Source organism: Escherichia sp. MOD1-EC4550, from assembly GCF_963876935.1.
Classification (GTDB): domain Bacteria; phylum Pseudomonadota; class Gammaproteobacteria; order Enterobacterales; family Enterobacteriaceae; genus Escherichia; species Escherichia coli_F.
The window spans coordinates 160,268-182,342 of sequence record NZ_CAWNSE010000053.1 but is presented as its reverse complement, the minus strand read 5'-3'; the positions used below and the strand labels follow the sequence as shown (position 1 = coordinate 182,342).

Below are 22,075 nucleotides of genomic sequence, written 5' to 3'. Positions count from 1 at the left end.
CCTGAACTGTGCCGGATGCGCTTCGCTTATCCGGCCTACACGCGATGCAAGGTCAGATAAGCGAAACGCATCCGACATTTCACTGGTTAAGACTTCGTAGATTTCTCAAAGCGGCGCAGTAACTGGTTCCCACGCTCAACAGCGGTATCCAGCGCCTGCTGTGGCGTCTTCTTACCAGTCCACACGCTTTCCAGCTCTTCATCCACAATCACGCGGATCTGCGGCATATTGCCCAGACGCAGCCCTTTGGTGAACGGCAACGGCGGCTTGTTCAGCATCTGACGCGTCGCGGTATCCGCCCCTGGGTTTTTCTCGTAAAAGCCCTGCTCACGGGTCAGGTTATACGCCGCTTTGGTGATTGGCAGATAACCGGTTTTCTGATGCCACTCGGCAGCATTTTCTGGCTTCGCGAGGAAGTCGAGGAACTTCGCCACGCCGGTGTAAGTTTCTTTATCTTTGCCCTGCATCACCCACAGGCTGGCTCCGCCGATAATGGCGTTTTGCGGCGCGTCTTTCGCATCGGCGTCGTAAGGCATCATGCCTACGCCGTAGTTGAATTTGGCGTACTCGCGAATGTTGGCAAGAGAACCCGAAGAGGCGGTCGTCATCGCGCAATCACCGTTATAGAACTTCTCGGTAGATTCATCCTTACGCCCTACGTAACTGAAATCGCCCTTCTTGTTCATCTCTTCGAGCATGGCGATGTGTTTCACCTGCTCCGGCTTGTTGAACTCAAGCACCGCGTCCGTGCCGTCAAAGCCGTTGTTTTTGCTGGCAAACGGCAGACCGTTCCAGGCGCTAAAGTTTTCCAGTTGGATCCAGCCCTGCCAGCCGCTGGCGTAGCCGCACTTCATACCAGAGGCTTTCAGTTTCGCGGCATAGTCTGCCAGATCCTGCCAGGTTTTCGGCGGCTGTTCCGGGTCTAACCCCGCTTTCTTGAAGGCGTCTTTGTTGTAATAGAGAACGGGAGTCGAGCTGTTGAACGGCTGGGAGAGTAAGTGGCCGGTTTTGCTGTCGGAGTAGTAACCTGAAACCGTCGGCACAAACTGCGACTCATCGAATTGAATCCCCGCCTCTTTAAACACGTCATATACCGGTTTAATGGCTTTCGACGCCATCATGGTGGCGGTGCCAACTTCATAAACCTGCAAAATAGCCGGCGCGTTGCCGGTACGAAATGCGGCAATCCCCGCGCTTAAATTCTGTTCGTAGTTGCCTTTATAGGTCGGTACAATTTTGTAATCCGGGTTTTCGGCGTTAAAACGTTGGGCAAGAGAATCCACCTCTTTACCCAGTTCCCCTTCCATAGAATGCCAGAACGGAATGGTCGTCACTGCCTGTGCATTCCCCATTAACGCCAGTCCGAGCGCCAGTGCTGAAGCTGTATAATGTAACGGTTTCATCGTTTATCTCTCTTGTTGTACCGAATGCGCGAATTCACGCGTTTTATGCTCGCGGGGTAACATGACATGCTCGAATTACAGAAAAATAACTTTTTTGTTACATTTGTAAGATAGTAAGGTGTCAGAAAGATGACAAGGCGGTGACGGTACGGGTGAGGGAAAATGGGAGATGGGGCACGGATAATGCTACGTTCACAAAAATTAACGCGCCAGAGACTCTCTGGCGCAGCGCCTATCGAACAATACTCTGCTTCAGCCGTTCGTTGGCAGTCTTAATCCATTCCCGGTGGTGTTTTCTATAATGAGGTCTTGAGCGTTTAGCCGTATCAACCACAGCAACATACTGCTCGTTGGCTTCACGCAACCGACTCATTTTCGCCAGCATTTCCGCATAGAAAATACGTGCCTGAGGGCCGGGGTAATAAGAAATCAATACTTCAAACTCGCTTTCTGCGTCAGCGTATTTCTCCTGGGCTGCTAAGGTTCTGGCGAATAACAAGTGTCCGTCTGCCGACTGAAAATCAGGGTTATAACGTATCACATCTTCCAGCGTCTGCTGACAGGCGGCGAACTCCTGAATGGCAAACTGCGCCTGCGCCAGGCTTAGCATCATTGCCGCTTCATGGACGAATATCCCGCTTAACGCCTGATGATAATGGGGAACGGCTTCGTGATAACGCCCAAGGCGCGCCAGTTCGTTAGCTAACGCATAATGGTTTTGATTGGTCTCGGCAATCGCCAGCTCTTCGGTTAATTTGTGCAGGTGGCGTTCCGGGCTGATTTTGTCCTGCAGGCGCATCAGCAAAGTACGCCCGTGACGGTCAGCGCCCGTTTCAGGCAGCATAACCATGACGAAATACGCCACGCAGCCAATCACCGGAAAACAGAAGATAATAAAAATCCAGTATCGCTCTTGTCCGGAGCGATAAGCGTGAATACAGCAAAGCAGTTCAAGCATGACGACAACGGCATAATGCATGGGAGGGAACCTTTCCGTGGCAAATAAGTGGTCTGGTTTTAATCCTCCCGGTCAGTTGAAACAAGTCTGTATACGGACGAAGAACCCGGCAGAAGCTGGCTGCCGGGTATTCGATAATTTACCCGCCTAAATATGCACTTCTCACCGCTTCGTTTGCCAGCAGCGCATCGCCGGTATCGGAGAGCACCACATGACCGTTTTCCAGCACGTAGCCGCGATCCGCCAGCTTTAGCGCCTGGTTGGCGTTCTGCTCGACGAGGAAGATGGTCATCCCCTGCTCGCGCAGTTGTTCGATGGTGTCGAAAATTTGCTGGATGATAATCGGTGCCAGTCCGAGCGAGGGTTCATCAAGCAATAGCAAACGTGGGTTACTCATCAAAGCGCGACCAATCGCCAGCATCTGCTGTTCACCGCCGGACATGGTGCCTGCCCGCTGAACACGGCGCTCATGCAGACGTGGAAACAGTTCATAAACCCACTTTATGCGTTCCTGGAACTGGTCACGTTCAGCAAAAAAACCGCCCATCGCCAGGTTCTCTTCCACCGTCATCCGCGAGAAAACGCGACGTCCTTCCGGGACAATCGCCACCGCTTCGCGCATGATTTTCGCCGTCTGCCAGTCGGTAATGTCTTTATCATCAAACACAATTCGCCCGCTGGTGGCGCGCGGGTCGCCACATAACGTGCCGAGCAAGGTCGTTTTTCCCGCCCCGTTCGCGCCAATGAGGGTGACAATCTCGCCCTGATTGATATGCAGGCTCACCTCATGCAGCGCCTGGATTTTGCCGTAGTGGGCGCTGACTTTGTCAAAGGACAACATGACTTTTTCCATCTTATGCCTCACCTAAATAGGCACGGATCACGTCCGGGTTATTACGGATCTGCTCCGGCGTACCGTTTGCCAGCGGCGTCCCCTGATTGACCACGTAAATTCTGTCTGAAATCCCCATCACCAGCTTCATATCGTGTTCAATCAACAAGATAGTGGTGTTGTGATGGTTACGCAGTTCGGCAATCAGCTCATCCAGCTCTTTCGTCTCTTTCGGGTTAAGACCTGCTGCCGGTTCGTCGAGCATTAAAATCTCCGGCTGCGTCACCATACAGCGGGCAATCTCCAGACGACGCTGGTCACCATAGGCCAGGTTGCTCGCCTGGCGGTTGGCGTGTTCCAGCAAACCAATGCGCTCAAGCCAGGTGGCGGCGCGGTCGAGCGCTTCACTTTGGGCGCGACGGAAGGATGGCGTTTTCAACAGGCCAGAGAACAGCCCGGTTTTCAGTTGCTGATGCTGCGCCACCAGCAGGTTTTCAATCACCGTCATTTCACGGAACAGACGCACATGCTGGAAGGTGCGCACCACGCCCATGCGGGCGATTTGCTGCCCCGGTAAACCTTCCAGATGCTGATCGCGCAGTAAAATGGTGCCGCCGGTGGGTTTGTAGAAACCGGTCAGGCAGTTAAAAACCGTGGTTTTTCCGGCACCGTTAGGGCCGATTAACGAGACGATCTCCTGCGGGTACAGTTCAAGATTGACGTTATTCACCGCCAGCAGGCCGCCGAAGCGCATCATCAGGCCGTTAACAGATAATAATGGCTGACTCATGCCTGCTCTCCTTTCGCTGCGCCGTTTTTCAGCTTGAGTTGCGGGCGCGTCATGGGCAGCAAGCCCTGCGGACGCCAGATCATCATCAGCACCATCAAACCACCGAGCATTAACATGCTGTATTCGTTGAAATCACGCATCAACTCTCGCGACACCACCAGCAAAATTGCCGCCAGAATCACTGCAAATTGCGAACCCATACCGCCGAGCACCACTATCGCCAGCACAAAGGCTGATTCGGCAAAGGTGAAGGATTCCGGGCTGACAAAGCCCTGACGCGCAGCAAACAGCGTTCCGGCAAAACCCGCAAACGCGGCACTGATGGTAAAAGCGGTCAGCTTGATACGACGCGGACTTAAGCCCAGCGAACGACAGGCGATTTCATCTTCACGCAACGCTTCCCACGCGCGGCCCAGCGGCATTCGCAGTAAGCGGTTAATGACAAACAGGCTTAACACCACCAACAGTAACGCCACCAGGTAGAGGAAGATGACGCGATCGGACGGGTCGTATTTCAGGCCAAAGAAATTGCTGAACGTATCCCAGCCGCCTTCGCGGGCGGTGCGACTGAACTCGAGTCCGAAGAGCGTCGGTTTCGGGATCTGACTGATTCCGTTCGGGCCGCCGGTAATTTCGGTGTTATTGAGCAACAATATGCGCACAATTTCGCCGAAACCGAGGGTAACGATCGCCAGATAGTCACCGCGCAGACGCAACACCGGGAAGCCGAGCAGGAAGCCCGCCGCCGCCGCCATCAACCCGGCAATCGGCAGACAGGTCCAGAAGCCGAGACCGTAATAGTGATTGAGCAAGGCAAAGGTGTAAGCGCCGATGGCGTAAAAACCACCGTAACCCAGTACCAGTAAGCCAGACAGCCCCACCACCACGTTCAGCCCGAGGCCGAGGATAATGTAGATCATAGTCAGGGTGGCGATATCCACCGTCCCGCGCGACACCATAAACGGCCACGCCACCGCAAGCACCAACAGTGCGACGAGGAACAGCTTTTGCTTCACCGTGGAGCCATCAATTGCGGGCAGAATAAACTTCGGCCCGGAAACGCTTTTCAATCCTTTCTGAAACGCAGGTCGCACAAGCTGGAAGAAAAAGACCACCGCCGTGCCAATAAACACCCACTGCCAACGGATGTCCGAAGCCGTGTCGACCACCAGTTTGGTGCCGTCCAGCTCCAGTTGCACCCCCATAAAGACGCCCGCGAGAACAAAGAACATGGCGGCAGAGAGCAGCGCCATTGCAATATGCATCGGTTTCATACTTTCTCTACCTCCGGGCGACCCAGAATACCGGTCGGCATCACCAGCAGCACCAGAATCAGCAGGGCAAATGAAACCACATCCTTATATTCCGTACTCAGATAGGCAGAAGAGAGCGCTTCCGCAATCCCCAGGATCAGGCCACCAATCATTGCCCCCGGAATACTGCCAATCCCACCGAGCACCGCAGCGGTAAAGGCTTTCATCCCGGCCATAAAGCCGATGTAGGGGTTAATTACGCCATAGAACTGACCGAGCAGCACACCTGCCACCGCCGCCATCGCCGCGCCAATCACAAAGGTCAGCGCAATCACCCGGTCAGTGTTGATGCCAAGCAGGCTCGCCATTTTCAGGTCTTCCGCGCAAGCACGACAGGCGCGCCCCATGCGGGAATAGCGGATGAAAATTGTCAGCGCCAACATGGCGAGGAAGGTAACAATCCAGATAACCGCCTGCATGGTGGTAATAGAGGCAGAGAAGTTTTCACTATGGCCCACAACCCACTGACCGTTAAACAGGCTGGGTAGCGCCACGTCGCGCGAACCTTCGGTCAGGCTGACGTAGTTTTGCAGGAAGATGGACATGCCGATTGCCGAGATGAGCGCAATCAGGCGCTTAGAGTTACGCACCGGGCGGTAAGCCACACGTTCGATACTCCAGCCATAGGCGCTGGCAATGACGATTGCGCCGACGAATCCCGCCGCCACCAGCAGCCAGCCGGTATCAATACCCAGCATCATCAGTGCGGCGATGATCATAAAGGAGACGTAGCTGCCGATCATATAAACCTCGCCATGGGCGAAGTTGATCATGCCGATAATGCCGTAAACCATGGTGTAGCCGATGGCTATCAGCGCGTAGGTACTGCCCAGCGTGACGCCGTTAAACATCTGCTGCAAGAAATACAAAAACTGCTCAGACATAAGGTAACCTTTCTAAAACCGCCCGCATTTCACGGGCGGTGGGATGATCACTTGGCTGCCGTCGATGAACCGTCGGCGTGCCACTGGAAGACACCAAAATCAAATCCCTTAAGATCGCCTTTTTCATCCCAGTTCAGCGGCCCAATCACGGTGTTTGCACCGTTAGCTTTTAAATCTTTCACCAGCGCCAGCGGCTCATCGCTGCCGGTACGCTCAAGGGCAGTTGCCAGAGATTGCACCGCCGCGTAGGTGATCCAGACATATGGCCCGGACGGATCTTTCTTGTCTGCTTTCAGCGCATCAACGATGCCTTTGTTTGCCGGGTCCTGGTCATAGCGTTTTGGCATAGTGACCAACATACCTTCGGCGGCATCACCAGCAATGTTCGACAGCGACGCATTACCCACCCCTTCCGGCCCCATAAACTGAGTTTTCAGGCCAACGGAACGGGCCTGGCGCAGCATCTGCCCCATTTCCGGGTAGTAACCGCCGTAGTAAACGAAGTCGATGTTTTCTTTTTTCAGGCGGGCGATCAGTGCGGAGAAATCTTTCTCACCAGCGGTAATGCCGTCGAAGAAGACGACGTTGGCATTGGCTGCTTTCAATCCGTCCTGCACCGAACGCGCCAGCCCTTCGCCATACTGTTGTTTGTCGTGAATGATGGCGATGCGCTGGGGCTTCACCGTCTCAAGAATGTATTTTGCCGCTGTTGGCCCCTGGGAAGAGTCCAGCCCGGCAGTACGCATGATGTGTTGATAACCGCGTTGGGTCAGCTCCGGGTTGGTCGCCCCCGGCGAGATCATCAAAATACCTTCATCTTCGTAGATATCTGATGCAGGTTGGGTAGAAGAAGAACACAGATGACCAATAACGTATTTAATGCCGTCGTTAACGATTTTGTTGGCGACCGCAACGGCTTGTTTCGGGTCGCAGGCGTCGTCATATTCCACGCCCACCAGCTTATCGCCTTTAATTCCCCCTTTGGCATTAATGTCTTTAATCGCCTGACGCGCGCCGTTAAATTCCATATCGCCCCACTGGGCAATCGGACCGGACATCGCGCCGACAACGGCAACTTTAATATCGTCGGCCATAGCGGTGTGTGAAATTGTCAGTGCAATCATCCCTGCGATGATAGTTTTCGCATTCCGTTTCATAGTCAAAAATCCCCATTCGTGATGTTGTGTTGCTTTGTTTTTATGTGTTAACAAATCAGACTGTACTTTTTTTATACTGCACTGTTTTTGCCTGTCTGATTAAGGGTTTAGCGCAGTGTTTTGTGATAATAGCGATTAAAATCCCTATTTTTCAGTCGATTAAGAACAGATAATATTCTGAATTTGTTGATAGATAAACAGAAAAAAGCGCCGTTGTCAGCATAAAATAACGGTACAAAGGGCGGAATAATTCACTACCATTCAGGGGATTATGCTGGACATTTTTCATTCTCTAATGTTTTTAATTTGTAATTATTGCTGTTAAAAAATTAATCACCTGCCAAAAGAAATAAAAAAGAGAAAGCCTCCGATTAAATTATTTCGCTACACTGGTTCCACTTTTGTGATTTACACGGGTTCCCCATGAAGCTGACCATCATTCGTTTAGAACACTTTAGCGACCAGGACCGGATTGATCTGCAAAAGATCTGGCCGGAGTACTCCCCTTCCTCTTTACAGGTTGACGATAACCACCGTATCTACGCCGCGCGTTTTAACGAGCGCCTGCTCGCGGCCGTGCGGGTAACCTTAAACGGCACCGAGGGGGCACTGGATTCCCTGCGCGTGCGGGAAGTCACCCGCCGTCGCGGTGTGGGGCAATATCTGCTGGAAGAGGTTTTGCGTAACAATCCTGGCGTTTCAGGCTGGTGGATGGCAGATGCAGGCGTGGAAGATCGCGGCGTGATGACGGCGTTTATGCAGGCGCTGGGGTTTACGGCACAACAGGGCGGCTGGGAGAAGCGTTAATCGTCAAGTTTGATTTCAAAAGTGATGACCAACGAGAAATGGCCTGATGCGCTACGCTTATCAGGCCTACAATGTGTGCTGCAATTTACTGATTTCTTTGGATCTTGTAGGCCGGATAAGGCGTTTACGCCGCATCCGGCATGAAGCATGCGTACTCGATATTAGCAATTTGGCGGCAACCCAAAGTTGCCGATTAATGATTACTTCGCATCGGTCGCCGTGCCGTTGGCGTGCCAGTCAAATACGCCGAACTCAAAGCCTTTCAGATCACCTTTCTCATCCCAGGTCAGCGGCCCCATCACGGTATCCACGGAGTTCGCTTTCAGGTATTTGGCGATTTCAGCCGGATCGTCAGACTGATTCAGGCCCGCCTGCAAAGATTGCAGCGCGGCGTAGGTGGTCCAGACGAACGCGCCGCTTGGGTCCTGTTTTTTCGCTTTGATCGCGTCAACAATTGGTTTGTTCGCCGGAACCTGATCGTAGTTCTTCGGCTTGGTTACCAGCAACCCTTCAGCTGACTCGCCCGCAATGTTAGACAGCGAGACGTTAGCCACGCCTTCCGGCCCCATAAACTGGGTTTTCAACCCTGCCGCGCGTGCCTGACGCAGGATCTGCCCCATTTCCGGGTGGTAACCACCGTAGTAAACGAAGTCGATATTCTCTTTCTTCAAACGCGCCACCAGCGTTGAGAAATCTTTTTCCCCGGCGGTGATGCCGTCAAAGAACACCACGTTAGCATTGCCTTTCTTCAGGCCGTCCTGCACCGCACGCGCCAGACCTTCGCCGTACTGCTGTTTGTCGTGAACGATAGCAATACGCTGCGGTTTCACTTTCTCAAGAATATATTTCGCCGCCGTCGGTCCCTGGTCGGAGTCCAGACCGGTGGTGCGCAGGATCAGCTGATAGCCACGGGCGGTCAGCTCTGGCGCGGTTGCCGCTGGGGTGATCATTAAAATGCCTTCGTCTTCGTAGATGTCAGACGCAGGCTGCGTTGATGAAGAGCAGAGGTGACCAATCACGTATTTAATGCCGTCGTTAACGACTTTGTTCGCCACCGCAACCGCCTGTTTCGGGTCACAGGCATCGTCATATTTTACGATTTGCAGTTTGTTGCCTTTCACGCCGCCTTTAGCGTTAATATCCGCAACCGCCTGCTCTGCGCCAGTAAACTCCTGGTCGCCATACTGGGCCACCGGACCGGACATTGCGCCCACGACCGCGACTTTAATATCTTCTGCCAGAGCCATATTGCTGAATGCCAGCGCGATACATCCTGCCAGTAACGCTTTACCCTTTATATTCATCCTGAGAATCCCCATTCATCTGGTTATTACGTGTGTTGTGATGTTGTTGTTCAGCACTTTATTTCGTTTTATGCATGACTACCCGTGCTTTAGCAGCATACTCTGCTAAAACATACCCGATTTTTATGATATTGGAATAGCTATTTTGACAGTTTATTAACAATCTGCGTGGAGATTGGCGTTTTGCCGGAGGGGGTCATTGATTATTGCAGAGGCCCAAAAAATAAAAACCCCGGACTCTCATCCAGGGTTCTCTGCTTAACAGCGGTAATTACGCTTCAATAGCAGCGCGAAGTTTTTTCATCGCGTTCTTTTCCAGCTGGCGCACACGCTCAGCGGAAACACCGTAACGATCAGCCAGCTCCTGCAGTGTGGACTTGTTGTCTTCGTCCAACCAGCGTGCGCGGATAATGTCCTGGCTACGCTCATCCAGGCCCTGCATCGCGTCAGTCAGACGGTTTGCCGCCTGCTCTTCCCAGTTATCATCTTCAATGCCGTCGGCAAAGTTGGACGATTTATCCTGCAGATAGAGCACCGGAGCCATCGGCTGGCTGTCGGAATCGTCATCGGAAGACAGGTCAAAGGTCATGTCCTGTGCCGCCATACGCGATTCCATCTCACGTACGTCTTTGCTGGTTACGCCCAGTTCACGGGCCACCATTTCGACTTCATCCTGATTAAACCAGCCCAGACGCTGCTTGGTTTTACGCAGGTTGAAGAACAGTTTGCGCTGCGCTTTGGTGGTCGCAACTTTGACGATACGCCAGTTGCGCAGAACGTATTCGTGGATCTCTGCTTTGATCCAGTGAACGGCGAAGGAGACCAGGCGCACACCCACTTCCGGGTTAAAACGGCGCACTGCTTTCATCAGGCCGATGTTACCTTCCTGAATCAAATCCGCCTGTGGCAGGCCATAGCCCGCATAATTACGAGCAATATGAACAACAAACCGCAGGTGAGACAGGATCAGCGTTTTTGCTGCTTCCAGATCGCCATGGTAATGCAGCTTTTCAGCCAGCGCCCGCTCCTCGTCAGCCGACAACATCGGCCACGCGTTAGCTGCCCGGATGTAGGAATCCAGGTTGCCAACAGGGGCTAAAGCTAAACTTTGCATTTTGTCAGTCATTCAAATCCTCTCAATCGATATCTTCTGGCGCTTCAGTGGTAGCAACAACTGTGCCAGAGCTTAAGAGCAACGAGGTTATCATTCACTGTTTTATCAGACCGTGATTTTATCCACAAGTTCAATGCAACGCTGTGAATAAATTACGCACAAAATGTGACATAGAGATGAAATACCGGGAAGAGACAACGGGGTCTCTTTCCCTGCTACGGAACCCATTGCAGGGAAAGAGTATAACACGCTTTTATTATTCAGGCGTAAAGTGGCGTAAATGTTGTACCGTGGCAAGCCAGGCTGCCACCCAGCCAATCATCGAACACACCAGCAGCAAAAGCAGACATTCATCGAAAGATAAGCCATTGATATCAAACCTCGTTCCGAAAACCTGTGCCACTTCCGCAACCGCCGAAGACAAACGCAGGACCAGAATTTCCGACAAAATTAATGACAGCAATGCGCCAGAAAATCCCAGCAATGCGCCACCGTACAGGAATGGGCGCAGGATGAAACCATCTGTCGCACCAATCAGTTTCTGTACGTTAATGGAGTCACGGCGAGCAAAGATGCTCAGACGCACACTGTTACCGATGACGAGGAACACTGCCGCCACCATCAATACGCCGATCATTGCCGAAACGCGCCCGACCAGCCCGGTCAACGCCGCCAGACGGGCAAACCAGCTGTCATCCATTCGCACTTCGTCAATGCCGTTGATCTGGGTGATACGATCGCGCAAGGTATTCAGTGACTCGGTCCCCTGAAAATCGAGTTTCGGGATTACCACCGCCACTGCCGGAAGCGGGTTTTCTTCCAGCATATCCAGCGCACCACCAAAACCAGACCAGTTACGGAACTCGCCCAGTGCGTCTTCACGAGAAAGATAGTTTACTTTCTCTACGCCTTGCTCGGCCTGCAACTGTGCCACCACACCCGCAGCGGCGTCATCATCCAGCGTTTTTTGCAAATAAACAGTGATTTGCGGTGACGGATAATACTGCGTCGCCGCCTGGTTAACGTTTTTGTACACCATATAACAGACGCTGGGCAGCGTCAGGGAGATGGCGATAACCATCACCGTTAAAAACGTGGCGAACGGTTTACTTTTCAGATCCTGCAATGCGCCGTGGAAGGCATAGCGCACCTGTTCGTTGAAAACGTTGGTTTTGCGATTTACCGGTTTTGGCGAGGATTTCGCCCGTTTTGGCGCGTTACGACCGCCGTCGCCAGAGCCGCCGACCGATTTACGGAAGCGATCCAGACGCCCGCCAAACTGCCGGATATGATTGATTGCATCGCGCTTATTCATGGCCCACGCCTCCATGCAAGTGACCATCGCTCAGGGTGAGCATGCGATAGGAACGCCGCGAAATCAGGTTGATGTCGTGCGTTGCCATCAATACGGTTACCCCAACGCGGTTAAATTCTTCAAACAGACGTAGAATTCCTTCTGACAACGCGTCGTCAAGGTTACCGGTCGGTTCATCCGCCAGCAGTACCGCGGGCTTGTTCACCACCGCGCGGGCAATGCCAACACGCTGTTGTTCACCGCCGGAAAGCTGAATAGGGAAGTTCTTCGCTTTGTCCAGTAGCCCGACTTTATCCAGCGCCGCCGATACACGACGACGAATATCGTCACCGCTGGCACCGGCGATAATCAGGGGTATCGCCACGTTATCGTAGACAGTACGGTCCATCAGTAGATGGTGATCCTGGAAAATCATGCCAATCTGGCGGCGCAGAAACGGAACTTCACGGTTTTTCAGACGCGTGATGTCATGGCCGCTAAACCAGATTTTCCCGGCGCTGGGCCGCTCAATCCCACAGATCAGCTTCAGGAGGGTACTTTTCCCTGCGCCGGAATGACCGGTCAGAAACGCCATCTCACCCGGCTGCATATGGAACGTAACGCCCTGCAGCGCCTGTCTCCCACCGAGATAAGCCTTGCTGACATGTTCAAAGCGAATCATTGTTAATCCTCTCGGGCAAAAAGTGCCTCTATAAAGTCGTCCGCTTTAAACGGACGCAAATCCTCAATACGTTCGCCGACACCAATGTAGCGGATAGGGATACCAAACTGGTCAGCCACCGAGAAAATTACCCCGCCTTTCGCCGTGCCGTCCAGTTTCGTTAGCGTGATGCCGGTTAAGCCAACGGCTTCGTGGAACAGTTTGGCCTGGCTTACTGCATTCTGCCCGGTACTGGCGTCGATAGTCAGCATAACTTCATGCGGAGCTTCAACGTCGAGTTTCTTCATCACGCGGACGATTTTCTTCAACTCTTCCATCAAGTGCGATTTGTTCTGCAGGCGTCCGGCGGTATCGGCAATCAGAACGTCGATGTTACGCGCTTTAGCGGCCTGAATGGCGTCGAAGATAACAGAAGCAGAATCCGCACCGGTATGCTGGGCAATCACCGGAATATTATTACGCTGCCCCCAGACCTGAAGCTGTTCAACCGCTGCTGCACGGAAAGTATCGCCCGCCGCCAGCATCACTGATTTACCCTGCTGCTCAAACTGACGCGCCAGCTTACCGATCGTCGTGGTTTTACCCACACCGTTGACGCCCACCATCAGGATCACGAACGGCGTTTTACCTTCAACGTTCAGCGGTTCATCGACTTTCGCCAGAATCTCACCCATCTCTTCTTTCAGTAGGCCATAGAGCGCCTCGGCATCACGAAGCTGCTTGCGGGTCGCACCTTCTGTCAGATTGGTGATAATTTTACGCGTGGTTTCCACGCCCACATCGGCGATGAGCAATTGCTCTTCCAATTCTTCAAACAGATCATCGTCGATTTTTTTACCGCGGAACAGGCTGATAAATCCGGAACCGAGGTTTTCTTTGGTTTTTAACAGACTGCGTTTCAGGCGCGCGAAGAAACCTTCTTTGGTCGGTTTTTCCTGCTCCTGAGCGATTTCTTCCACCGGCTGCTCTTCTTCTGCCGGAGGAACCACCATCACCGCCTCTTCTGCCGCTTCGGCAGCCAGCGCCTGTGCTTCCAGCTCTTCGTCGGTGATTTCGTCTTTAGCCGCTTCTTCTTCCGCCGCTTCGACAATCTCTACGGTTTCCGCTTCGGCCTGCCACTCTTCTGGCGAAACCTCTTCGGCTTTGACGTCTTCCGGCAACGGCAGCTCTTCACGCTCGATAGCCACAGGCTCTGGCGTAACTTCAGGTTCAATGACTGACGCTGGCGTTTCTTCAACTATCGTTTCCGGCTCAGTAATAACTTCCGGTTCAGCAACAGCTTCAGGCTGCGCTTTTTCACTTTCAGCAACCTGTTCAGTAACTTCCACAACGTCGGCAGCAAAAGTTTCCGCCTCGGCTTCAGTATGCGCCTGCGGCTGCTCTTCAACGGCTTGTTCAGAAGCCTTCGCAGGCTCTTGCGCCGGAACGATTTCTTCTACAACCGGTTGTTCGTTCTGGACTTCTGTCTCTTTTTCCGGGGTCTGCTCTTTTTGACCAAAGCCCAGCCAGGAAAAAAAGCCACGTTTTTTTTCTTTCGCCATTTGCGACTACACTCCTCGCTGTTGCTTCATGGCACAGCGTTAACGCTATGTACATAGCAGCTAAAAAAATGATGAAATAGTCTATCACTTAACTTAATTCACATCACCGCCTGCAAGTATGTGTTATCTGGCGGATTGAGCAATTTATCATGAAAAAACCGAATCATTCCGGCAGCGGCCAAATCCGCATTATTGGCGGGCAGTGGCGAGGCCGTAAACTCCCGGTTCCTGATAGCCCAGGCCTACGCCCCACCACCGACCGCGTACGCGAAACGTTGTTTAACTGGCTGGCTCCGGTCATTGTTGATGCCCAATGTCTGGATTGCTTCGCCGGGAGCGGCGCGCTGGGGCTGGAAGCGTTATCGCGCTACGCTGCGGGGGCCACGTTGATTGAGATGGATCGCGCGGTTTCTCAGCAGTTAATTAAGAATCTGGCGACACTAAAAGCAGGCAATGCACGCGTGGTGAACAGCAACGCGATGTCATTCCTGGCGCAAAAAGGCACACCGCATAATATCGTGTTTGTCGATCCACCGTTCCGCCGTGGCTTGTTAGAAGAGACGATAAATTTACTGGAAGATAACGGCTGGCTGGCTGACGAAGCCCTGATTTATGTCGAAAGCGAAGTCGAAAACGGTCTGCCCACTGTTCCGGCGAACTGGTCATTACATCGGGAAAAAGTGGCAGGTCAGGTGGCTTACCGCCTGTATCAACGCGAAGCACAAGGAGAAAGTGATGTTGATTAATATTGGTCGTGTGTTAATGCTCTGCGTTTGGGGATTTTTAATCCTCAACCTGGTGCATCCCTTCCCGCGTCCGCTGAATATTTTCGTTAACGTGGCGCTGATTTTTACCGTGCTGATGCATGGTATGCAGCTGGCGCTATTGAAATCCACTTTGCCGAAAGATGGCCCGCAGATGACCACCGCCGAAAAGGTGCGGATTTTCCTTTTCGGCGTGTTTGAACTGCTGGTCTGGCAGAAGAAATTTAACGTTAAAAAATAACCTTATTGTTTGCTGACAAAGCTGACAAAGCGCGTTCCTTTATAGCTCAGCGTACCTTTATCGCCCACTGTCAGGGCATGGTACTGCTGGGCGTCGAGGCGAAACGTCTGTTCCATTCCTCCGCTTTGCGGTTTGAAGCTCGCCTCATAGCGCATGCTGGTACCAGCCGGTGTCACTTCCTGCTGGCGCGAACGGCGATCGTTAATCGGTTTTTCCCGCTTATTGCTCACTACCACCAGCTTTTGCTGGAGTGGCGCTATATCATTATCAGCTTTTTCCCGTCGTTGTTGCATAAAACGAAACGATGCGGCGACGATAATTAAGCCAATGATAACAATAAAGAAAAGAGGTGGTTTGCTCATCTTTATCCCTCATCGGAAAATGCGGAAATAAGCATACCCTGCCAGTTATGGTGTTGTCATCCGTCCACCCTCGCCACTAAACTGGAAGCAAGACCGTAGGCATTCCGCTTACGAAAAAATAACGAATTCAAGGAACTAAGATGCTTTGGTCGTTTATCGCAGTCTGTCTTTCCGCATGGCTATCTGTGGATGCTTCGTATCGTGGGCCAACCTGGCAACGCTGGGTGTTTAAACCGTTAACCCTTCTTCTCCTGCTGTTACTGGCATGGCAAGCGCCGATGTTCGACGCCATTAGCTATCTGGTGCTGGCAGGGCTGTGCGCTTCACTGCTGGGCGATGCGCTAACCCTGTTGCCACGTCAACGTCTGATGTACGCCATCGGCGCGTTTTTCCTCTCGCACCTGTTGTACACCATCTATTTCGCCAGCCAGATGACGCTCTCTTTCTTCTGGCCTTTGCCGCTGGTGTTGCTGGTGCTGGGTGCGCTGTTACTGGCGATTATCTGGACGCGTCTGGAAGAGTATCGTTGGCCTATCTGCACGTTTATCGGCATGACGCTGGTGATGGTATGGCTGGCAGGTGAACTGTGGTTCTTCCGTCCAACCGCTCCAGCGCTCTCTGCGTTTGTCGGCGCTTCGTTGCTGTTTATCAGTAACTTTGTCTGGCTGGGTAGTCACTATCGCCGACGCTTCCGTGCGGACAACGCGATTGCTGCGGCCTGCTACTTTGCCGGACATTTCCTCATCGTCCGCTCGCTGTATCTCTGATAAAACTTGACTCTGGAGTCGACTCCAGAGTGTATCCTTCGGTTAATGAGAAAAAACTTAACCGGAGGATGCCATGTCGACTCCTGACAATCACGGCAAGAAAGCCCCTCAATTTGCCGCGTTCAAACCGCTGCCCACGGTTCAGAACGCCAACGACTGTTGCTGCGACGGCGCATGTTCCAGCACGCCAACGCTCTCTGAAAACGTCTCCGGCACCCGCTATAGCTGGAAAGTCAGCGGCATGGACTGCGCCGCCTGTGCGCGCAAGGTAGAAAATGCCGTGCGCCAGCTTGCAGGCGTGAATCAGGTGCAGGTGCTGTTCGCCACCGAAAAACTGGTGGTTGATGCCGACAATGACATCCGTGCACAAGTTGAATCAGCGGTGCAAAAAGCAGGCTACTCCCTGCGCGATGAACAGGCCGCCGAAGAACCGCAAGCATCACGCCTGAAAGAGAACCTGCCGCTGATTACGCTTATCGTGATGATGGCAATCAGCTGGGGTCTGGAGCAGTTTAATCATCCGTTCGGGCAACTGGCGTTTATCGCGACCACGCTGGTTGGGCTGTACCCGATTGCGCGCCAGGCATTACGACTGATCAAATCCGGCAGCTACTTCGCTATTGAAACCTTAATGAGCGTAGCCGCTATTGGTGCGCTGTTTATTGGCGCAACCGCCGAAGCTGCGATGGTGTTGCTGCTATTTTTGATTGGTGAACGACTGGAAGGCTGGGCCGCCAGCCGCGCGCGTCAAGGGGTCAGCGCGTTAATGGCGCTGAAACCGGAAACCGCCACGCGCCTGCGTAATGGCAAGCGTGAAGAGGTAGCAATTAACAGCCTGCGTCCGGGCGATGTTATCGAAGTTGCGGCAGGTGGGCGTTTACCTGCCGACGGTAAACTGCTCTCACCGTTTGCCAGTTTTGATGAAAGCGCCCTGACCGGCGAATCCATTCCGGTGGAACGCGCGACGGGTGATAAAGTTCCTGCAGGCGCCACCAGCGTAGACCGTCTGGTAACGCTGGAAGTGCTGTCAGAACCGGGTGCCAGCGCCATTGACCGGATTCTGAAACTGATCGAAGAAGCTGAAGAGCGCCGCGCACCGATTGAGCGGTTTATCGACCGTTTCAGCCGTATTTACACGCCAGCGATTATGGCCGTCGCCCTGCTGGTGACGCTGGTGCCGCCGCTGCTGTTTGCCGCAAGCTGGCAGGAGTGGATTTATAAAGGGCTGACGCTGCTGCTGATTGGCTGCCCGTGTGCGCTGGTGATCTCAACACCTGCGGCGATCACCTCCGGGCTGGCAGCAGCAGCGCGTCGTGGGGCGTTGATTAAAGGCGGTGCGGCGCTGGAACAACTAGGTCGTGTTACCCAGGTGGCGTTTGATAAAACCGGTACGCTGACCGTCGGTAAACCGCGCGTTACCGCGATTCATCCGGCAACGGGTATTAGTGAATCTGAACTGCTGACACTGGCAGCGGCGGTCGAGCAAGGCGCGACGCATCCATTGGCGCAAGCCATCGTACGCGAAGCACAGGTTGCTGAACTCGCCATTCCCGCCGCCGAATCACAGCGGGCGCTGGTCGGGTCTGGTATTGAAGCACTGATTAACGGCGAGCGCGTGTTGATATGCGCTGCCGGAAAACATCCGGCTGTTGCATTTGCTGGTTTAATTAACGAACTGGAAAGCGCCGGGCAAACGGTAGTACTGGTGGTGCGTAACGATGACGTGCTTGGCGTAATTGCATTGCAGGATACCCTGCGCGCCGACGCCGCAACTGCCATCAGCGAACTGAGCGCCCTGGGTGTCAAAGGGGTGATCCTCACTGGCGATAATCCACGCGCAGCGGCGGCAATTGCCGGGGAGTTGGGGCTGGAGTTTAAAGCGGGCCTGTTGCCGGAAGATAAAGTCAAAGCGGTGACCGAGCTGAATCAACATGCGCCGCTGGCGATGGTCGGCGACGGTATTAACGACGCGCCCGCCATGAAAGCTGCCGCCATAGGGATTGCAATGGGCAGTGGCACAGACGTGGCGCTGGAAACCGCCGACGCAGCATTAACCCATAACCACCTGCGCGGCCTGGCGCAGATGATTGAACTGGCACGCGCCACTCACGCCAATATCCGCCAGAACATCACCATTGCGCTGGGGCTGAAAGGGATCTTCCTCGTCACAACGCTGTTAGGAATGACTGGCCTTTGGCTGGCGGTGCTGGCAGATACGGGTGCGACGGTGCTGGTGACGGCGAATGCGTTAAGATTGTTGCGCAGGAAGTAAAAGTGTTGCCTGATAGCCTCTGGCTATCAGGCTTAGTGCTGGGCCGGGAACGGCGGCATAGTCAGGAAAGCATAATAAAGCGCTAACATCAGAATGACGGAGATAACACAGCATGCAGCAACCAGGCGGGATGCTATGGATGGCCTTTTGAACATCAACCACAGGGCATAAGCAAGCCCGACACCGTTAAGTAAAGGTAAAAAAATCATTAGCCAGAGCCAACCCCAGGCAAGTACCCCCAGCCATCCCCCCACGACGATAAAAACAGGGATCAGCCAATTGGGGGTGAAGATCGCGAGCAATCCCAGCAATGCCAGACAAACTGGAATTAAATAATCCATTTGTGCATTCCATTACGTTTGCGTGCCGGATGCGGCGTAAACGCCTTATCTGGCCTACACAGGGCATTGAACTCGTAGGCATGATAAGACGCGACAGCGTCGCATCAGGCATTGTGCACCGTATCGCCAGATGCAGCTTGAACGTTTTATCCGTCCTACAAACCGGTTGCAAGCCGCAAAATTGAGCGCGATCGGTCCGCTAGCCTGATCCACCTTACCCCGATTTGCGAATCAAATAACGATAAGGCAGTCCATCGGTCTCTTTCGCAACCAGTTCGTGTTCCATAAAGGTACAAAACCCAGGAATATCGCGTGTCGTCGCCGGATCGTCAGCAATAATCAGCAACGTTTCACCTGGCTGCATATTGCGCACAGTTTTGCGCACCATCATTACTGGTTCCGGGCAGCGCAGGCCAAGTGCGTCGAGTGTGTGGTCAGGGCTGGAAAAGAGATCGGTCATTTTCTTCTCATCACATAAAAAAACGGCGCTAGTTTACGCCCTGTGAGTCCGTAAGCAAACCAGGTTAACGATTGCGTGAAAATTAACCATTGCATTGTCAACGTAAAGCAGTATCATGCGGCGGCTCGAAAAAAGGGTCAGCACGTTATTATGTTAAGGTAACAGACGTGTCGTACGTATTGGGTTCCCTCACCCCAATGGTTAATCAAAAAGGTACAATATGAACGTTTTCTCGCAAACTCAACGCTATAAGGCGTTGTTCTGGTTATCGTTATTTCATCTGTTGGTGATCACCTCCAGTAACTATCTGGTTCAGCTTCCCGTATCCATTTTTGGTTTCCATACCACCTGGGGCGCGTTTAGCTTTCCGTTTATTTTCCTTGCTACCGACCTGACTGTGCGTATTTTTGGCGCACCGCTGGCCCGTCGTATCATCTTTGCGGTGATGATCCCGGCGTTACTGATCTCCTACGTCATCTCGTCGCTGTTCTATATGGGTTCCTGGCAGGGATTCGGCGCGCTCGCCCACTTCAATCTGTTTGTCGCCCGTATCGCCACCGCCAGTTTCATGGCCTACGCGCTGGGGCAAATCCTCGACGTGCACGTTTTTAACCGCCTGCGTCAGAGTCGTCGCTGGTGGCTGGCACCGACGGCTTCCACCCTGTTTGGTAACGTCAGCGACACGCTGGCCTTCTTCTTCATTGCCTTCTGGCGCAGCCCAGATGCCTTTATGGCTGAACACTGGATGGAAATCGCGCTGGTCGATTACTGTTTCAAAGTGTTAATCAGTATCGTTTTCTTCCTGCCAATGTATGGCGTATTACTCAATATGCTGTTGAAAAGACTGGCAGATAAATCCGAAATCAACGCTTTGCAGGCGAGTTAAAGGTTCGTTATCAGAGTTGTGATAAGATGGATGAATGAGCCGTTATGGCCGTTTATCGAAAGGAAGAAGTCAATGCGCAATCTGGTTAAATATGTCGGAATTGGCCTGCTGGTTATGGGGCTTGCGGCCTGTGATGATAAAGACACTAACGCTACGGCGCAGGGTTCGGTCGCGGAAAGTAACGCTACCGGGAATCCCGTCAACCTGCTTGATGGCAAGTTAAGTTTCTCGCTGCCAGCGGATATGACCGACCAGAGCGGTAAGCTGGGAACGCAGGCTAATAACATGCATGTCTGGTCCGACGCCACCGGGCAAAAAGCAGTCATCGTCATCATGGGCGATGATCCGAAAGAAGATCTGGCGGTGCTGGCGAAGCGCCTGGAAGATCAGCAACGTAGCCGCGATCCGCAGCTGCAAGTGGTAACCAATAAAGCCATTGAGCTGAAAGGTCACAAAATGCAGCAGTTAGACAGCATTATCTCCGCGAAAGGCCAGACGGCGTACTCTTCCGTTATTCTGGGTAACGTGGGTAATCAACTGCTGACCATGCAAATTACGCTGCCAGCTGACGATCAGCAAAAAGCACAGACCACCGCAGAAAACATCATTAATACGCTGGTTATTCAGTAAGTTTTAAGATGATGAGATGGCCTCAGGTACTTCCACCGGAGGCCGTTTTTTTAATCGCCACGTCAGTAATAACGCGATTGCGACCAGTCCCGCCGCCGCCAGATAAATCACCGGGACGCCCGCCCAACTCATCACCAGCCCAGCCAGTGGTCCGGTCACGCCAAGCGATAAATCCATAAATACGGTGTAAGTTGCCAGCGCCGCCCCCTGATTCTGCTGCGGCACTGCTTTTACCGCCACTACGCCCAATGCCGGGAACACCAGCGAAAACCCCGCCCCCGCGAGTAAGACGCCGATTTTCGCCATCCACGGCATAGTCGCCACGCCAACCAGTAGCAGGCCGATTATCTCAACGCTAAAGCAAATCATCGCCACATTTAAGCCGCCGATACGATTTATGCCGTTAGGGAATAACAATCGCGTTCCAACAAATGCACAGCTAAACAGCGTCAGCGCAAAAGCCGCACCGTCCCAGCCTTTAGCGTCATAAAACAATGTGATAAAGGTGGCGATAACGCCAAATCCGGCAGAAGCCAACGCCAGCGCCATGCCGTATAACCAGACGCGCCCAAGCACCGCGCGAAACGGCAGTGGTTTGCCTTTACTGGCTTTTACCGTCGGACGCGGGATCGCTAACAAAATGGCCACCAGCGCCACACCCATAATGATTAACGCTAACGCCTGCAAGCCGCCCCAGTGATAAAACACGACACCTAACGGCGCACCCATCGCCATCGCCCCGTAAGTGACAATGCCGTTCCACGAAATCACCCGCCCGATATGCAGCGAACCAACCACGCCAACGCCCCATAGGGTCGATCCCGTTCCGGCAAAACTTTGCCCAATCCCAAGGATCACGCGCCCCAGGCACAGTAATAACAGGCTGATGACGGGCAGACTGGCGGTTAATCCTGCCGTCAGATACCCCAAACCGCTCAAAAAGCAGCCGCATAAACCGAAGACGACAATCTTTTTAGGTCCCAGCAAATCGGCGTAACGTCCGGCATGAGGGCGGCTCAGCAAGGTGGCAAAATATTGCAGGCTGATAACCAATCCTGCCCAGAAAGCGCTAAAGCCCATCACATCATGGACATAGCCCGGTAATACAGCGAGCGGCAACCCGATGGTGAGGTAGCTGGCGAAGTTAAACATGACAATGGAGACAATGCGCAAATTCAGGCGCAATCCGTTTAGCGCGGGTTCGGCTACGGGTTCGGGCATGAGGATCACCACATTTTTACAACAGTGTTTCATTTTTACCACGTGCTGACGT

The 22,075-nt window shown here is 53.1% G+C and carries 23 protein-coding genes; 7 read left to right on the top strand and 16 right to left on the bottom strand.

The features are described 5' to 3' along the window. Positions 1-86 precede the first annotated feature (86 nt). From ugpB to livK, 7 genes are all read right to left on the bottom strand, one after another. Positions 87-1,403, bottom strand: coding sequence for a sn-glycerol-3-phosphate ABC transporter substrate-binding protein UgpB (ugpB, locus tag AACU19_RS22885; protein ID WP_104920171.1), 1,317 nt, complete (start codon positions 1,401-1,403; stop codon positions 87-89). Positions 1,404-1,635: 232 nt separating this feature from the next. Further along, positions 1,636-2,382 carry a hypothetical protein gene (locus tag AACU19_RS22880; RefSeq protein WP_105278591.1) on the bottom strand — a complete coding sequence of 249 codons (747 nt, stop codon included), beginning with the start codon at positions 2,380-2,382 and terminating at the stop codon, positions 1,636-1,638. 118 nt (positions 2,383-2,500) lie between these two features. Then, complete coding sequence (gene livF / locus AACU19_RS22875; protein WP_000416895.1) at positions 2,501-3,214, bottom strand: high-affinity branched-chain amino acid ABC transporter ATP-binding protein LivF; 714 nt, start codon at positions 3,212-3,214, stop codon at positions 2,501-2,503. A gap of 1 nt (position 3,215) precedes the next feature. Further along, positions 3,216-3,983, bottom strand: coding sequence for a high-affinity branched-chain amino acid ABC transporter ATP-binding protein LivG (livG, locus tag AACU19_RS22870; protein WP_000082101.1), 768 nt, complete (start codon positions 3,981-3,983; stop codon positions 3,216-3,218). Further along, complete coding sequence (gene livM / locus AACU19_RS22865) at positions 3,980-5,257, bottom strand: branched chain amino acid ABC transporter permease LivM (protein ID WP_000803807.1); 1,278 nt, start codon at positions 5,255-5,257, stop codon at positions 3,980-3,982. The genes livG and livM overlap by 4 nt, the downstream gene beginning before the upstream one ends. Further along, positions 5,254-6,180 (bottom strand): high-affinity branched-chain amino acid ABC transporter permease LivH, encoded by a 927-nt coding sequence (gene livH, locus AACU19_RS22860; protein ID WP_001295097.1) that lies wholly within the window; start codon positions 6,178-6,180, stop codon positions 5,254-5,256. The genes livM and livH overlap by 4 nt, the downstream gene beginning before the upstream one ends. A gap of 47 nt (positions 6,181-6,227) precedes the next feature. Continuing rightward, a complete protein-coding gene (gene livK, locus AACU19_RS22855) occupies positions 6,228-7,337 on the bottom strand; it encodes a high-affinity branched-chain amino acid ABC transporter substrate-binding protein LivK (RefSeq protein ID WP_001353622.1) in 1,110 nt (369 codons plus the stop codon). A gap of 423 nt (positions 7,338-7,760) precedes the next feature. Between livK and panM the strand changes: the two genes are divergently transcribed. Then, positions 7,761-8,144 carry an aspartate 1-decarboxylase autocleavage activator PanM gene (gene panM / locus AACU19_RS22850; protein ID WP_000778764.1) on the top strand — a complete coding sequence of 128 codons (384 nt, stop codon included), beginning with the start codon at positions 7,761-7,763 and terminating at the stop codon, positions 8,142-8,144. Positions 8,145-8,344: 200 nt separating this feature from the next. Here panM and livJ read toward each other — a convergent pair whose 3' ends face one another. The 5 genes from livJ to ftsY all read right to left on the bottom strand — a co-directional run bounded on the left by livJ (position 8,345) and on the right by ftsY (position 14,079). After that, the gene (gene livJ, locus AACU19_RS22845) at positions 8,345-9,448 is read right to left on the bottom strand and encodes a branched chain amino acid ABC transporter substrate-binding protein LivJ (protein WP_001022009.1); all 1,104 of its coding nucleotides are present in this window, start codon (positions 9,446-9,448) and stop codon (positions 8,345-8,347) included. 271 nt (positions 9,449-9,719) lie between these two features. Then, the gene (rpoH, locus tag AACU19_RS22840) at positions 9,720-10,574 is read right to left on the bottom strand and encodes an RNA polymerase sigma factor RpoH (RefSeq protein ID WP_000130217.1); all 855 of its coding nucleotides are present in this window, start codon (positions 10,572-10,574) and stop codon (positions 9,720-9,722) included. 244 nt (positions 10,575-10,818) lie between these two features. Then, positions 10,819-11,877: a permease-like cell division protein FtsX gene (ftsX, locus tag AACU19_RS22835; protein WP_001042007.1), complete on the bottom strand. Its 1,059-nt coding sequence runs from the start codon at positions 11,875-11,877 to the stop codon at positions 10,819-10,821. Continuing rightward, entirely contained in the window at positions 11,870-12,538 is a 669-nt protein-coding gene (gene ftsE / locus AACU19_RS22830) for a cell division ATP-binding protein FtsE (RefSeq protein ID WP_000617723.1), read from the bottom strand. The genes ftsX and ftsE overlap by 8 nt, the downstream gene beginning before the upstream one ends. A gap of 2 nt (positions 12,539-12,540) precedes the next feature. Then, positions 12,541-14,079 (bottom strand): signal recognition particle-docking protein FtsY, encoded by a 1,539-nt coding sequence (gene ftsY / locus AACU19_RS22825; protein ID WP_001040621.1) that lies wholly within the window; start codon positions 14,077-14,079, stop codon positions 12,541-12,543. Between the two features lie 149 nt (positions 14,080-14,228). On the opposite strand from ftsY, the gene rsmD reads away from it, so the two are divergent. Both rsmD and AACU19_RS22815 read left to right on the top strand, forming a co-directional pair. Continuing rightward, the gene (rsmD, locus tag AACU19_RS22820; protein WP_000743195.1) at positions 14,229-14,825 is read left to right on the top strand and encodes a 16S rRNA (guanine(966)-N(2))-methyltransferase; all 597 of its coding nucleotides are present in this window, start codon (positions 14,229-14,231) and stop codon (positions 14,823-14,825) included. Beyond that, positions 14,815-15,084, top strand: coding sequence for a DUF1145 family protein (locus tag AACU19_RS22815; RefSeq protein ID WP_032185343.1), 270 nt, complete (start codon positions 14,815-14,817; stop codon positions 15,082-15,084). The genes rsmD and AACU19_RS22815 overlap by 11 nt, the downstream gene beginning before the upstream one ends. 2 nt (positions 15,085-15,086) lie before the next feature. Here the strand turns inward: AACU19_RS22815 and AACU19_RS22810 are convergent, their stop codons facing one another. Beyond that, positions 15,087-15,446: a DUF2500 domain-containing protein gene (locus AACU19_RS22810; protein WP_000042870.1), complete on the bottom strand. Its 360-nt coding sequence runs from the start codon at positions 15,444-15,446 to the stop codon at positions 15,087-15,089. 140 nt (positions 15,447-15,586) lie between these two features. Between AACU19_RS22810 and AACU19_RS22805 the strand changes: the two genes are divergently transcribed. Continuing rightward, complete coding sequence (locus AACU19_RS22805; RefSeq protein WP_000964718.1) at positions 15,587-16,213, top strand: lysoplasmalogenase; 627 nt, start codon at positions 15,587-15,589, stop codon at positions 16,211-16,213. A 73-nt stretch (positions 16,214-16,286) separates the two neighbouring features. After that, positions 16,287-18,485: a Zn(II)/Cd(II)/Pb(II) translocating P-type ATPase ZntA gene (gene zntA, locus AACU19_RS22800; RefSeq protein WP_105278590.1), complete on the top strand. Its 2,199-nt coding sequence runs from the start codon at positions 16,287-16,289 to the stop codon at positions 18,483-18,485. Positions 18,486-18,517: 32 nt separating this feature from the next. On the opposite strand, the gene AACU19_RS22795 is transcribed toward zntA, so the two are convergent. After that, a complete protein-coding gene (locus tag AACU19_RS22795) occupies positions 18,518-18,826 on the bottom strand; it encodes a hypothetical protein (protein ID WP_032303952.1) in 309 nt (102 codons plus the stop codon). Between the two features lie 214 nt (positions 18,827-19,040). Then, positions 19,041-19,286, bottom strand: a complete 246-nt coding sequence (tusA, locus tag AACU19_RS22790) for a sulfurtransferase TusA (protein WP_000130623.1) — start codon at positions 19,284-19,286, stop codon at positions 19,041-19,043. Between the two features lie 220 nt (positions 19,287-19,506). On the opposite strand from tusA, the gene AACU19_RS22785 reads away from it, so the two are divergent. Both AACU19_RS22785 and dcrB read left to right on the top strand, forming a co-directional pair. Further along, positions 19,507-20,172, top strand: coding sequence for a 7-cyano-7-deazaguanine/7-aminomethyl-7-deazaguanine transporter (locus tag AACU19_RS22785; protein ID WP_001100467.1), 666 nt, complete (start codon positions 19,507-19,509; stop codon positions 20,170-20,172). Between the two features lie 72 nt (positions 20,173-20,244). Next, complete coding sequence (gene dcrB / locus AACU19_RS22780) at positions 20,245-20,802, top strand: phage sensitivity protein DcrB (protein ID WP_001245295.1); 558 nt, start codon at positions 20,245-20,247, stop codon at positions 20,800-20,802. Positions 20,803-20,805: 3 nt separating this feature from the next. On the opposite strand, the gene AACU19_RS22775 is transcribed toward dcrB, so the two are convergent. Continuing rightward, positions 20,806-22,056, bottom strand: a complete 1,251-nt coding sequence (locus tag AACU19_RS22775; RefSeq protein WP_001322923.1) for an MFS transporter — start codon at positions 22,054-22,056, stop codon at positions 20,806-20,808. Positions 22,057-22,075 lie beyond the last annotated feature (19 nt).

Coding starts and splice junctions, on each gene's coding strand:
- ugpB (WP_104920171.1), bottom strand. CDS start 1,403: ATGAAACCGTTACATTATACAGCTTCAGCACTGGCGCTCGGACTGGCG.
- AACU19_RS22880 (WP_105278591.1), bottom strand. CDS start 2,382: ATGCATTATGCCGTTGTCGTCATGCTTGAACTGCTTTGCTGTATTCAC.
- livF (WP_000416895.1), bottom strand. CDS start 3,214: ATGGAAAAAGTCATGTTGTCCTTTGACAAAGTCAGCGCCCACTACGGC.
- livG (WP_000082101.1), bottom strand. CDS start 3,983: ATGAGTCAGCCATTATTATCTGTTAACGGCCTGATGATGCGCTTCGGC.
- livM (WP_000803807.1), bottom strand. CDS start 5,257: ATGAAACCGATGCATATTGCAATGGCGCTGCTCTCTGCCGCCATGTTC.
- livH (WP_001295097.1), bottom strand. CDS start 6,180: ATGTCTGAGCAGTTTTTGTATTTCTTGCAGCAGATGTTTAACGGCGTC.
- livK (WP_001353622.1), bottom strand. CDS start 7,337: ATGAAACGGAATGCGAAAACTATCATCGCAGGGATGATTGCACTGACA.
- panM (WP_000778764.1), top strand. CDS start 7,761: ATGAAGCTGACCATCATTCGTTTAGAACACTTTAGCGACCAGGACCGG.
- livJ (WP_001022009.1), bottom strand. CDS start 9,448: ATGAATATAAAGGGTAAAGCGTTACTGGCAGGATGTATCGCGCTGGCA.
- rpoH (WP_000130217.1), bottom strand. CDS start 10,574: ATGACTGACAAAATGCAAAGTTTAGCTTTAGCCCCTGTTGGCAACCTG.
- ftsX (WP_001042007.1), bottom strand. CDS start 11,877: ATGAATAAGCGCGATGCAATCAATCATATCCGGCAGTTTGGCGGGCGT.
- ftsE (WP_000617723.1), bottom strand. CDS start 12,538: ATGATTCGCTTTGAACATGTCAGCAAGGCTTATCTCGGTGGGAGACAG.
- ftsY (WP_001040621.1), bottom strand. CDS start 14,079: ATGGCGAAAGAAAAAAAACGTGGCTTTTTTTCCTGGCTGGGCTTTGGT.
- rsmD (WP_000743195.1), top strand. CDS start 14,229: ATGAAAAAACCGAATCATTCCGGCAGCGGCCAAATCCGCATTATTGGC.
- AACU19_RS22815 (WP_032185343.1), top strand. CDS start 14,815: ATGTTGATTAATATTGGTCGTGTGTTAATGCTCTGCGTTTGGGGATTT.
- AACU19_RS22810 (WP_000042870.1), bottom strand. CDS start 15,446: ATGAGCAAACCACCTCTTTTCTTTATTGTTATCATTGGCTTAATTATC.
- AACU19_RS22805 (WP_000964718.1), top strand. CDS start 15,587: ATGCTTTGGTCGTTTATCGCAGTCTGTCTTTCCGCATGGCTATCTGTG.
- zntA (WP_105278590.1), top strand. CDS start 16,287: ATGTCGACTCCTGACAATCACGGCAAGAAAGCCCCTCAATTTGCCGCG.
- AACU19_RS22795 (WP_032303952.1), bottom strand. CDS start 18,826: ATGGATTATTTAATTCCAGTTTGTCTGGCATTGCTGGGATTGCTCGCG.
- tusA (WP_000130623.1), bottom strand. CDS start 19,286: ATGACCGATCTCTTTTCCAGCCCTGACCACACACTCGACGCACTTGGC.
- AACU19_RS22785 (WP_001100467.1), top strand. CDS start 19,507: ATGAACGTTTTCTCGCAAACTCAACGCTATAAGGCGTTGTTCTGGTTA.
- dcrB (WP_001245295.1), top strand. CDS start 20,245: ATGCGCAATCTGGTTAAATATGTCGGAATTGGCCTGCTGGTTATGGGG.
- AACU19_RS22775 (WP_001322923.1), bottom strand. CDS start 22,056: ATGAAACACTGTTGTAAAAATGTGGTGATCCTCATGCCCGAACCCGTA.